Source organism: Streptococcus wuxiensis (assembly GCF_040888245.1).
Classification (GTDB): domain Bacteria; phylum Bacillota; class Bacilli; order Lactobacillales; family Streptococcaceae; genus Streptococcus; species Streptococcus wuxiensis.
The window spans coordinates 451,103-463,670 of record NZ_JBFNFE010000001.1; the positions used below are offsets into that span (position 1 = coordinate 451,103).

10 protein-coding genes and 1 tRNA gene are annotated in these 12,568 nt (G+C 38.0%); 4 read left to right on the top strand and 7 right to left on the bottom strand.

What is annotated here, in order from left to right:
* Window positions 1-43 precede the first annotated feature (43 nt).
* Window positions 44-115, top strand: a tRNA-Arg gene (locus AB2B47_RS02220).
* A gap of 43 nt (window positions 116-158) precedes the next feature.
* Here AB2B47_RS02220 and AB2B47_RS02225 read toward each other — a convergent pair.
* Window positions 159-2,060 (bottom strand): ABC-F family ATP-binding cassette domain-containing protein, encoded by a 1,902-nt coding sequence (locus AB2B47_RS02225; RefSeq protein ID WP_320693524.1) that lies wholly within the window; start codon window positions 2,058-2,060, stop codon window positions 159-161.
* 79 nt (window positions 2,061-2,139) lie between these two features.
* Window positions 2,140-3,378 (bottom strand): DUF4352 domain-containing protein, encoded by a 1,239-nt coding sequence (locus AB2B47_RS02230; RefSeq protein ID WP_320693525.1) that lies wholly within the window; start codon window positions 3,376-3,378, stop codon window positions 2,140-2,142.
* Window positions 3,379-3,614: 236 nt separating this feature from the next.
* On the opposite strand from AB2B47_RS02230, the gene AB2B47_RS02235 reads away from it, so the two are divergent.
* Window positions 3,615-5,333 carry a phospho-sugar mutase gene (locus tag AB2B47_RS02235; protein ID WP_320693526.1) on the top strand — a complete coding sequence of 573 codons (1,719 nt, stop codon included), beginning with the start codon at window positions 3,615-3,617 and terminating at the stop codon, window positions 5,331-5,333.
* Between the two features lie 106 nt (window positions 5,334-5,439).
* Entirely contained in the window at window positions 5,440-5,787 is a 348-nt protein-coding gene (locus AB2B47_RS02240; protein ID WP_268720826.1) for a thioredoxin domain-containing protein, read from the top strand.
* A gap of 34 nt (window positions 5,788-5,821) precedes the next feature.
* On the opposite strand, the gene AB2B47_RS02245 is transcribed toward AB2B47_RS02240, so the two are convergent.
* The 4 genes from AB2B47_RS02245 to mutY form a co-directional block, all read right to left on the bottom strand.
* Window positions 5,822-6,631: an MBL fold metallo-hydrolase gene (locus AB2B47_RS02245; RefSeq protein ID WP_006151994.1), complete on the bottom strand. Its 810-nt coding sequence runs from the start codon at window positions 6,629-6,631 to the stop codon at window positions 5,822-5,824.
* Window position 6,632: 1 nt separating this feature from the next.
* Window positions 6,633-7,982, bottom strand: coding sequence for a cell wall metabolism sensor histidine kinase VicK (vicK, locus tag AB2B47_RS02250; RefSeq protein WP_006152087.1), 1,350 nt, complete (start codon window positions 7,980-7,982; stop codon window positions 6,633-6,635).
* Window positions 7,975-8,679: a response regulator YycF gene (gene yycF / locus AB2B47_RS02255; RefSeq protein ID WP_006151970.1), complete on the bottom strand. Its 705-nt coding sequence runs from the start codon at window positions 8,677-8,679 to the stop codon at window positions 7,975-7,977. The genes vicK and yycF overlap by 8 nt, the downstream gene beginning before the upstream one ends.
* 70 nt (window positions 8,680-8,749) lie before the next feature.
* Window positions 8,750-9,904, bottom strand: a complete 1,155-nt coding sequence (gene mutY, locus AB2B47_RS02260) for an A/G-specific adenine glycosylase (protein ID WP_320693527.1) — start codon at window positions 9,902-9,904, stop codon at window positions 8,750-8,752.
* Window positions 9,905-10,074: 170 nt separating this feature from the next.
* Here mutY and AB2B47_RS02265 point away from each other — a divergent pair, with 170 nt between their 5' ends.
* Window positions 10,075-12,354 (top strand): Xaa-Pro dipeptidyl-peptidase, encoded by a 2,280-nt coding sequence (locus AB2B47_RS02265; protein WP_006151864.1) that lies wholly within the window; start codon window positions 10,075-10,077, stop codon window positions 12,352-12,354.
* 48 nt (window positions 12,355-12,402) lie between these two features.
* On the opposite strand, the gene AB2B47_RS02270 is transcribed toward AB2B47_RS02265, so the two are convergent.
* Window positions 12,403-12,564, bottom strand: coding sequence for a hypothetical protein (locus AB2B47_RS02270; protein ID WP_006148428.1), 162 nt, complete (start codon window positions 12,562-12,564; stop codon window positions 12,403-12,405).
* Window positions 12,565-12,568: the final 4 nt, after the last annotated feature.

The following is a 12,568-nucleotide window of genomic DNA, read 5'->3' on the forward strand; positions in this document are numbered from 1 at the left end:
GTCTTGAGTAAAACTCCTATTTTTGATATAATGATGAGAGTTTCCGCCCTTAGTGTAATGGATATCACGTAAGATTCCGGTTCTTGAGATGGGGGTTCGATTCCCTCAGGGTGGATAGATACAAACGAAAAAGCAACGGTGCCGTTGCTTTTTTATTATTAAACTTTTTCCGATAATTCTTCCCACTCTAGCATCGCTTCTTCCTGGCGCTGACTAATCTTATCTAGTTCAGCTTGTAATTGCATGAGTTCATCTGCATCATTGGTGGTATGCATTTGTTCAGAGATAACTTGGGCTTGAGTTTCCAGCTCTTCGATTTCTGTCTCAAGACTTTCGATTTGTCTCATCAATTTACGAAGTTCTTTTTGACTTTCCTTTTGAGCTTGGTAGTCATTAACTGGAGAAGCCTCTTTTTCTTGGCTAACAGCTGCCGCTTCTTCCTCTTGACTAGTTGCTAGCTCTGTTTTTTTCTCCACATAATAGTCATAATCTCCAAGATAGAGGGTCGAACCATTTTCGGACAATTCCAGAACATGTGTAGCGACACGATTGATAAAATAACGGTCATGGCTGACAAATAGAAGAGTCCCATCAAAGTCAATCAGTGCATTTTCCAGAACTTCCTTACTATCAATATCCAAATGGTTGGTCGGCTCGTCAAGAATCAGGAAGTTATTATTTTCCATTGATAGTTTAGCCAGTAATAAGCGAGCTTTCTCTCCACCTGAAAGCATGCCAACTGATTTCTTAACATCATCACCTGAAAAAAGGAAGGCGCCTAAACGATTTCGGATTTCCACTTCTGGCATTAATCTAAAATCATTCCAAAGTTCATCTAAAACTGTATTGCTGGGTGTCAACTTACTTTGAGTTTGGTCATAGTAGCCAACTTCAACATTTGCACCGAAACGCTTCTCACCCTTTATAAAAGGAATCTGATCAACAATAGACTTGATAAAGGTTGTCTTTCCAATCCCATTCGGACCTACAACTGCTACGGCATTCATCTTACGAAGGTCGAGGTTGATAGGCTCTGATAATATTTCTCCATCATATCCAATAGCAGCATTCTCAACTGTCAGCACAATATTACCAGATGTTTTATCAGAGTGAAAGGTCATATTGGCTGATTTATTCCCAGCTTCAGGCTTCTCTAAACGCTCCATCTTTTCCAGTTGTTTACGTCTAGATTGAGCACGCTTGGTTGTCGATGCCCGAACGAGATTTCGGTTAACAAAGTCTTCTAAAGCAGCAATTTCCTTCTGTTGCTTTTCGTAGTTCTTAGCTTCAGTCAGTAACTTCTGCTCTTTCTGCTCCACAAAGCTTGAGTAGTTCCCTACGTATCTATCTAAAGAATGTTTGGTTAAGTCGAGCGTTATGGTTGCTACCTTATCTAGGAAATAACGGTCGTGACTGACAATTATCAAGGCACCACTGTAATTAACCAGATAGTTTTCTAACCAGGCAATGGTTTCAATATCCAGGTGGTTGGTCGGCTCATCCAAAACCAAGAGATTTGGTTTTTCAAGGAGCATTTTGGCTAGGGATAATCTTGTATTTTGACCTCCAGAAAGCTCGGCAATTTTCATCTGCCACATAGACTCATCAAACTTAAAACCATTTAAAATGGCGCGAACATCGGCTTCATAGGTAAATCCTCCAGCTTGACGGAATTCTTCAGATAGACGATCGTAGTCAGACATGAGCTTATCGAGTTCTGCACCTGTCTTTTCCCCCATCTCTAGCTCCATTTGGCGAAGTTGTCTTTCAGTAGTACGTAAGTCGTCAAAGACGTGAAGCATCTCATCATAGATAGTATTTTCGGATTCAAATCGACTATCCTGTGCTAAGTAAGAAAGGGAAATGTCTTTTTTCTTATTAATCTCACCAGAAGTTGGCTCTTCTTCCCCGACTAATATCTTTAATAGTGTCGACTTACCTGCTCCATTTTTTCCAACGAGAGCAATACGATCTCTTTCATCTACTTGTAGATTAATATTTTCAAATAGAACATCGCCTGCAAAAGAACGTTCGATTTTATTAGCTTGTAAAATAATCATGTAACTATTTTACTATCTTTTTCTGTTTTTAACAATTCAAATAAAAAAAGTTCGAGATTTAAACTCGAACTTTTAGATATTAATAACCGATACCACCACGGAATGTACGTGCCATATCTTTTAAGTTATAGTTCTTAGAAGATGTGTCGATTGTCCATTTACCGTCTTTCTTAGTCATCTTGATTTCGTATCCTTCTTTTTGCATATTATCGCTAGTATCAAGAGGAGTTGAATCAAATTGACTTGGTGCATTTTCTAAAATGTACTTCTCACCAGCTTTCATAGCTTCTGAGTAGCTGCTGTATTTACCTTTGTTTTCGTCGTAGAATTTACGGCTCAATTCATAAACATTTAAGTTATCCAAGTCGATTGTTTCTGGTCTTACATAGACAACTGCATAGTCTGGTAAATAAGTTTTTACTTTGTAATCAACTTTTGCTCGTTTTGCATTTGCTTTGATATATGCTTCTGCAAATGTACGAAGTTCAGAATCAGAAGGTTTGTAGTTGTAGAATCCTTTACTGAATGACTCGATGAATTTCTTGATAAATTCTTCTCTATCAGCCTTCACGTCATTTGTGATCACATCAGAATCGTTTGAAGATTTTTTGTCATCTGATTTTTTGTCTTCAGACTTATTATCATCTTTCTTTTCTTCAGATTTCTTATCGTCTGATTTCTTATCGTCTGATTTTTTATCTTCAAGTGCGACGATTTGAGTTTTATCATTAGTAAAGCTTACGTTTGATGCACCACCAGTGTTTTCACCATCTAGGTAAACAGCATCAACATATTTTTTCATAGCTTCTTTGGCTTCATCAATAGTGTCTTCGTATTGAGTTGGGTCAACCTTGATAGCTACGTCATTTTTATCCTTTTTATTATCTTTTACATCATCGTAAAAGCTTGGCGCAAAGTGAAGTTCATATTTAGCATCTTTATCAACTTCATAAACTACGTAACCAGCTACACTCTTACCTTTAGACAGGCTATCCCCGTATGACATGAATTTAGTTTTACTGTCTGACTCATAAATTTGAATTGGTTCAACTTTTTCGTCTTTTTCGTTATAAAGTGCAATATCATGGCTAGTAAAGCTGAACTGTTTATCACGATTGTTTTTAATCTCAACTTGAAGTGCTAGGTAGTGTGAATTTGAATCTTCATCTTTAGGAAGAACATACATACCGTCTTTAACAGAAACTTCAAAGTTTGAATTAGATGCAGTACCATTGTCACTTGCTTTTTTACTATTTCCACAAGCTACTAATGCTAAAGCAGTTAAAACTAAAGCTGAATGCTTAAGAACTTTTTTCATAATAGAAAACTCCTTTTATTATTTACTATATTGTACCATCTAGTCAATAATTTTCAAACTAAAAAAAGGAAATCGCTTTAAAAATATTGTAAATTTTTAAATATAATAAATTTCTACTCATTCTATGATTAAAATGAAACTTAAATTCAAAGAACTGAACCACGCTAACGTTTTACTAAAACTTTAAATCGTGGTATAATGAAGGCGATTAGATTATATATTAAAGGAGATATCTTATGACTTACCAAGAAAACTACCAAAAATGGGTTGATTTCGCAGATCTTCCAGACTATCTTCGTCGTGATTTGGAAAGCATGGATGAAAAAACAAAGGAAGATGCCTTTTACACAAATCTTGAATTCGGTACTGCTGGTATGCGTGGTTTGATTGGTGCTGGTACAAACCGCATTAATATCTACGTTGTTCGCCAAGCAACTGAAGGTTTGGCTCGTTTGATTGAATCAAAAGGTGGAAACGAAAAAGAACGTGGTGTTGCCATCGCTTATGATAGCCGTCACTTCTCTCCAGAATTTGCCTTTGAATCAGCAGCAGTTCTTGCTAAACACGGTATTAAATCCTATGTTTTTGAAAGTCTCCGTCCAACTCCAGAACTTTCATTTGCTGTTCGTCACCTCAATTGTTTCGCAGGTATCATGATTACTGCCAGCCACAACCCTGCTCCGTTCAACGGATACAAGGTATATGGTGAAGACGGTGGTCAAATGCCTCCACACGATGCAGACGCTTTGACTACCTACATCCGTGCTATCGACAATCCTTTCGCTGTAGAAGTTGCGGATGTGGAAGCTGAAAAAGCATCTGGTTTGATTGAGGTCATCGGTGAAGCTGTCGATGTTGAGTACCTCAAAGAGGTGAAGGACGTAAACATCAACCCAGCCTTGATTGAAGAATTCGGTAAAGACATGAAGATTGTCTACACACCACTTCATGGTACTGGTGAAATGTTGGCTCGTCGTGCTCTTGCTCAAGCAGGATTTGACTCTGTACAAGTCGTGGAAGCTCAAGCAACTCCAGACCCAGACTTCTCAACTGTTAAATCTCCAAACCCAGAAAGTCAAGCAGCCTTTGCCCTTGCTGAAGAACTTGGTCGCCAAGTAGGCGCTGATGTTCTTGTGGCAACTGACCCTGACGCTGACCGTGTTGGTGTTGAAGTTCTTCAAAAAGATGGTAGCTACCTCAACCTATCAGGTAACCAAATCGGTGCTATCATGGCTAAATACATATTGGAAGCTCATAAAAATGCTGGAACTCTTCCTGAAAATGCAGCCCTATGTAAATCTATCGTATCAACTGACTTGGTAACGAAGATTGCTGAAAGCTACGGCGCAACTATGTTCAACGTCTTGACTGGGTTCAAATTTATCGCTGAAAAAATTCAAGAATTTGAAGAAAAACACAATCACACTTACATGATGGGATTTGAAGAAAGCTTCGGTTACTTGATTAAGCCATTCGTACGTGATAAAGATGCTATCCAAGCCGTCCTTGTCGTTGCTGAACTTGCTGCTTACTACCGTTCACGTGGTTTGACACTTGCTGACGGTATCGAGGAAATCTACAAAGAGTACGGCTACTACGCAGAAAAGACAATCTCTGTTACCCTTTCAGGTGTCGATGGTGCTGAACAAATCAAAGCGATCATGGCGAAATTCCGTAACAATGCTCCAAAAGAGTGGAACGCAACAGCTATTACAGTCGTAGAAGACTTTAAAGCACGAACATCCACTGCTGCTGACGGTACTGTAACAGCCTTGACTACTCCTCCAAGTGATGTCTTGAAATACACACTTGCTGATGGTTCATGGATTGCAGTTCGTCCTTCCGGTACTGAACCAAAAATCAAGTTCTACATTGCCGTTGTTGGAGAAAGCAACGAAGATTCACAAGCTAAGATTGCTAATATCGAAGCTGAAATCAATGCCTTTGTAAAATAAACAATTAAAAGATGAGATCAACCAATCTCATCTTTTTTCGTATCAAATCTAAGCATTTTTAAAAATTTTATGGCATACTAGATTTAAAAGAAAGCGAGGAAAACTCATGGAACAATTTTTAGAAAACATTAAAGATCTTGAAGTGACAACTGTTGCGCGTGCACAAGAAGCCATCGACAAAAAAGAAACAGCGACTTTCTTTGTTGGACGCAAGACTTGCCCTTACTGCCGTAAATTTGCTGGCACTTTGGCTGGTGTGGTAGCTGAAACAAAAGCACACATCTATTTCATCAATAGTGAAGAACCAAGTCAACTAGATGCATTGCAAGACTTCCGATCACGTTACGAAATCCCAACTGTACCAGGTTTTGTTCATGTTGAAAATGGTGAGATTAAGGTCCGTTGTGATTCTTCTATGTCAGCTCAAGAAATCAAAGAATTTGCTGGATTGTAAAAATATATAAAAAAGAAGGCGTCTGCCTTCTTTTTTATATGTCTGTTAGTGGTGTTGCAGTGTCTGGAGACGTATCGTAAACTTGAAAATCCACTCCTACTCCTAGATCTGCTTGAGCTAGCTGATTGACCATGGTCATATGGGCTAGCTCCTTGATATTATTCTCTTTAGATAGATGTCCTAGGTAAATCTTCTTGGTACGATTACCTAGTGTACGAATCATGGCATCTGCACCATCTTCATTCGAGAGGTGACCAAGGTCAGACAGAATCCGTTGCTTGAGTCGCCATGCATAAGAGCCAGCTCTCAGAATTTCAACATCATGATTAGACTCAATCAAGTAGCCATCTGCATTCTCGATAATGCCAGCCATACGGTCACTAACATAACCTGTATCCGTCAGCATAACAAAGCTCTTGTCATCCTTCATAAAACGGTAGAATTGGGGAGCAACTGCATCATGGCTAACTCCAAAACTCTCAATGTCGATATCTCCAAATGTTTTGGTTTTCCCCATTTCAAAGATATGTTTTTGTGATGAATCCACTTTGCCTAGGTACTTACTATTTTCCATAGCTTGCCAGGTCTTTTCATTGGCGTAAAGATCCATGCCATACTTACGAGCTAAAACTCCAACACCATGTATATGATCAGCATGCTCATGCGTAATCAAAATAGCATCCAAATCTTCTGGTTTACGATTGATTTCACCCAATAAGCTTGTAATTTTTTTACCAGATAATCCTGCGTCTACTAAAATCTTTTTCTTAGGGGTTTCTAGATAAAAGGAATTTCCACTAGAACCCGATGCTAAAATACTATATTTAAAGCCTGTTTCACTCATTCTAGTCTTCTACTTCATCCTCCCATATTTCTTCTTTTACAGCATCATTATCATAAGGAAGAACAATGGTAAAGGTAGAACCCTTGCCGTATTCACTCTTGGCCCAGATAAATCCATTGTGTTGCTTGATGATTTCTTTTGCTATAGCAAGACCTAAACCAGTCCCACCTTGGGCACGACTTCTAGCCTTATCAACCCTGTAGAAACGGTCAAAAATCTTCGGTAAATCTTCTTTAGGAATTCCAAGTCCTTGGTCCGAAATAGATAAAATCATCTGGTCATCAGTAGTTTTCATGCTAACCGTAATTTTCCCACCATCAGGGGAATACTTGATGGCATTGTTAAGAATATTATCGATTACCTGAGTCATCTTGTCTGTATCAATTTCAATCCAGACCGATGTAATGGGATAATCACGAACCAACTCGTATTTCTTTTCTTGATCCTGGGCTCGTATCTTATCGAAACGGTTTAGGATAAACGTAATGAAAGCTGTAAAGTTAATCAATTCAACATCTAAATGGCTAGTTGCATTATCAATACGCGAAAGATGCAAGAGGTCCGTCACCATTCGCATCATACGGTTGGTCTCATCTAAAGATACTTTGATAAAATCAGGAGCAACAGCTTCATATAATGCACCCTCATCCAAGGCCTCTAGGTAAGATTTTACACTGGTCAATGGAGTTCGCAATTCATGACTAACGTTGGAAACGAAAAGCCTTCTCTCGCGTTCTTCCTTCTCTTGTTCAGTCGTATCATGTAGAACTGCTACCAAACCAGAGATAAAGCCGGATTCTCTACGAATCAAGGCAAAACGCACACGCAAACTAATATACTCCCCATTTACATTTTGGGAATAAATCATCATTTCAGGACTTTGCGTAATTAAATCTCTAAGCTCGTACTCATCTTCAATCTTGAGCAACTCTAAAATGTTTTGATTGAGCGCGTCATCACTTTCAACTCCAAGTTGTCTTTTAGCCATATCGTTAATCATAGTGATTTGACCACGACGATTTGTTGCAAGAACCCCATCAGTCATGTATGATAGGATACTATGCAATCTTTTACTTTCCTGCTCAAGGTTTTCTTGAGTTAGACGAATTACTTCAGACAAATCATTTAAGTTATTCGTAATGTTAGTGATTTCAGTATTCCCCTGCATGTCTAATACCTGAGAATAATCACCAGCAATTAAATCTTTAATCTTTTGATTTAACTGTTTGAGTCGAATATTATCTCTACGGCCTTCGAGCAAGAGAAAGCTAACAAGCATGATAAAACCAATTAAAATGAGTACAAAGACGAAATCTCTGGTTAAAATTATTTGTCTAATTACTTCAATCATTATTTCTCATATAATAACCCACACCACGACGAGTTAAGATATATTCAGGTCTACTTGGTGTGTCTTCAATCTTCTCACGTAGACGTCTAATGGTAACATCGACAGTACGAACATCACCAAAATAATCATAACCCCAAACCGTCTCAAGGAGATGTTCACGGGTAATAACTTGACCTAGATGAGAAGCTAAGTGATGCAACAACTCAAACTCTCTATGAGTTAAGTCCAATTCTTCCCCATATTTTTTGGCTACATAAGCATCTGGAAGAATCTCTAAATCCCCAATTTGAAGACTTTGCAATTTAGTATCTTCCTCTTGGTTATCCACTGCTACTAACTCCGTACGACGAAGAAGAGCCTTAACACGCGCTTGTAGCTCACGGTTAGAAAATGGCTTGGTCACATAATCATCCGCGCCAAGCTCAAGACCAATAACCTTATCAAACTCACTGTCTTTTGCAGAAAGCATAATAATTGGAACACTACTTGTCTTGCGAATTGTTTTAGCTACTTCAAGACCATCAATTTCTGGAAGCATTAAGTCCAAGATAATAATATCTGGTTTCTCAGCTTCAAACAATTCGATGGCTTCACGTCCATTAAAGGCTGTAACAACTTCATAACCTTCCTTGGTCATATTAAACTTAATAATATCAGAGATTGGTTTTTCATCATCTACAATCAATATTTTTTTCATATAGTCACCTTTTTCCTTATATCAATTATACCAAAAAAATGCAAAGAAGACACGAAAGACTGGTATTATCCTATCTTTTTAAATATGCTTGCCAAATCTTTTGTTGAGGTTTTGCTAGCGGATAGAGGTCAAACTCTTCAGGAGTCAACCAAACTACCTCTTTATCACAATATTCTTTGCTATCAACTACTTGCCCGGATAGGATTCGTACATGCCACTTTCTATGGCTAAAAATATGTTTGACTTCTTCGAAATGACTATCCTGCCACTCAACTTCTAAATCATAATCCTGCTCAAAACTTTCTTGCGGTGATGGCCCAAGTTGAATAGATGATTCAGCTACCTGATTAAAGAGATTTAGTTCTTCATTTTTTGAAAATTCATCTACCTCAATCAAGGGAAGATGCCAAAATCCAGCTAGTAACTTTTCACTTTCATTCTTTTCTAGTAAAAACTGTCCTTTAGCATTTTGAACAACTAAAGCATTAAGATAGACAGGAACTGGCTTTTTCTTTGGCGCTTTTATAGGATAGCGATCCATTGTTCCATTTTGATAGGCAGCACTAAAATCTTTAACTGGACTATCTTCTGGCCTCGGATTAACGGGTGCCTCAATATCTGAGCCCAAATCCATCAAGGCTTGATTGAAATCACCTGGACGTTCTGGATCAATCAAAATTTCCATCATAGCTTGAAATATCTTGCGATTACTTGGATTACCAATGTCGTGATTGACTTCAAATAAACGAGCCAAAACACGCATGACATTCCCATCAACTGCAGGTTGGGGAAGATTAAAAGCAATACTCGAAATTGCCCCTGCTGTATAGGGACCAATCCCCTTCAAACTTGAAATACCTTCGTAAGTTGATGGAAAATCTCCATTAAAATCATTTATAATCTGTTGAGCGGCTGCTTGCATATTACGAACACGCGAATAATATCCAAGACCTTCCCATGCCTTTAATAAGCGTTCTTCAGGTGCATTAGCTAAAGTCTCTACAGTCGGAAACCATTCTAAAAAACGTTCGTAATATGGAATAACAGTATCAACTCTTGTCTGTTGTAACATAATTTCAGATACCCAAATATGGTATGGATTTTTACTTCTTCTCCAAGGTAAATCACGCTTATTTTCATCATACCAGGCTAAAAGTTTTTGACGGAAAGAGAGAATTTTCTCATCTTCCCACATGGTCACGCCGTATTTCTCCAAATCTAACATATATCTAGTATAGCATATCCTTATAGGATACTCAAAAAATGAAAATTGTCCTTGTTTTGGTATCTACTCTCTTATCATACCTGACTATCAGACATACTCTACTCTTTCTGTTATTTTCTATGATTTTTTGATATAATGACTCTTGAATGATTCTTTAAAAGGAGATATCCATGCGTTTTAATCAATTTAGTTATTATCCCGTTACAAACCAACAAGCTTTACAAGAATTATCTGAGCTTGGATTCAAGATTGATCTTTCAACTTCAGAAAAAGAACAGTTTGAAGCTTTTGTTAGAACTTGTTTTTTCAATTACAAAAATACGGATTATCCCCTCTCAACTTTAGCTGTTGATAAAGAAACTGATCTGCTCACTTTCTTCAATTCTGATCGTGAATTAACTGCAGAAATTTTCTATACTGTTGCCTTTCAGTTGCTTGGTTTCAGTTACTTGACAGACTTTGAAGATGGTCTTGCTTTTCATAAAGAAACAGCATTCCCAATTGTATACGGAGATTTGATTGACAATCTCTATCAACTCCTTAACACGCGCACTAAAAAGGGAAATACCTTAATCGATCAATTGGTTAGCGACGGTCTTATCCCTGAGGACAATGATTACCACTACTTCAATGGCAAGAGTTTGGCAACCTTTTCTGCAAACAATGCTATTCGGGAAGTTGTTTATGTAGAAAGTCGTATTGATTCTGATAATGATGGACTGCCAGATCTTATCAAGGTAAACATTATTCGTCCATCTTACCACGGCAAAATTCCAGCTGTTATGACGGCAAGTCCTTACCATCAAGGAACCAATGATAAAGCAAGCGATAAAGCTCTTTACAAAATGGAAGCTGAGCTAGAAGTCAAGGAACCGCATGAAATTTCTCTAGAAAAACCAACATTAGACTTGGTTGAACCTGTTGGAGAAGTTGAACTTGTTTCAGAAGCTGAAGAAAGACTCACTCATATCAATAGCAGTTACACACTTAACGACTACTTCCTTCCAAGAGGATTTGCAAATATCTACGTATCTGGTCTTGGAACCAAGGATTCACAAGGTTTAATGACCAACGGAGATTACCGCCAAGTTGAAGCTTATAAGAATGTTATCGATTGGCTAAATGGTCGTTGTCGTGCCTTTACGGATCATAGTCGTAAACGTCAAGTAAAAGCTGATTGGTCAAATGGTAAAGTGGCAACTACTGGTCTTTCTTACCTAGGAACAATGTCTAATGGTCTTGCTACTACAGGAGTTGATGGTTTAGAAGTCATTATTGCTGAAGCAGGAATTTCTTCTTGGTACAACTATTACCGTGAAAATGGTCTTGTGACAAGCCCAGGTGGTTATCCTGGGGAGGACTTCGATTCATTAGATGAATTAACTTATTCTCGTAATCTCTTAGCTGGTGACTATATTCGTGGAAACGAAGCTCATAAAGAATCTATAGAAGAACTCAAGAAAAATCTAGACCGTAAAACTGGAGATTATAACCAATTCTGGCATGACAGAAACTACCTACTCAATGCTGAAAAAGTTAAGGCTGAAGTTGTCTTTACACACGGTTCACAAGACTGGAATGTAAAACCACTTCATGTCTATCAAATGTTCAATGCTCTTCCAAGCAATATTAAGAAACATCTCTTTTATCATAACGGTGCCCATGTTTATATGAACAACTGGCAGTCTATTGATTTCCGTGAATCCATGAATGCTCTTTTGACGCAGAAATTATTGGGGCATGAAACTGATTACCGACTTCCAAGAGTCGTTTGGCAAGACAATACAGCTCCTCAAACATGGATGACTCTTGAAGATTTTGGAAATCAAACCAACCACAAAACTTTCACATTAGGTACTGAAGAAGCTGTCATTCAAAACCACTATCAAGACTCAGACTTTGAACGTTTTGGAAAGACCTACCAAACCTTTAACAATGAACTTTATCAAGGTAAGGTGAATCAGATTACCATTGATCTTCCAGTGACTGAAGATCTTCATATCAATGGTCGTGTTAAACTAAACCTTCGTCTCAAGTCAAGTACCAATAAAGGTCTTCTCTCTGCTCAACTTCTCGAACTTGGTCAAAAGAAATACCTTCAACCTTATCCTGGAGTCTTGGCTGCTCGTACTATTGATAATGGTCGTTACCATATGCTGGAAAACCTTTGCGAGCTACCATTTAGCCCAAATGCCCAACGTGTTATTACCAAAGGCTACCTCAACCTCCAAAATCGTCATGATTTATTAAAAATTGAAGAAGTTATACCAGATGAATGGATGGAATTCCAATTTGAATTACAGCCAACTATTTATAAACTAAAAGAAGGCGATACTCTCCGACTCGTTCTTTATACTACTGACTTTGAAATTACTGTCCGTGACAATACTGACTATCAATTAACTGTAGACCTTGCGAAATCTAGTCTTGAAATCCCAGATCAAAAATAGTTAGAAACCAGAAAACCCGTGATACAAATATCACGGGTTCTTTTATTCTTATTTTTTTTCTTCGGCTTGTTTCTTCATTCTCGCAAGTCTCAATGAACGATTGGGATTGAGACGATTAAAAAGTTCTTCTAATTTCTTTTCATTCCAGACGTCTGCAGCAGAAACAAAATTTCCATCAGCATCTCGGAAAGATATTGGTTTATCACCCATAGCT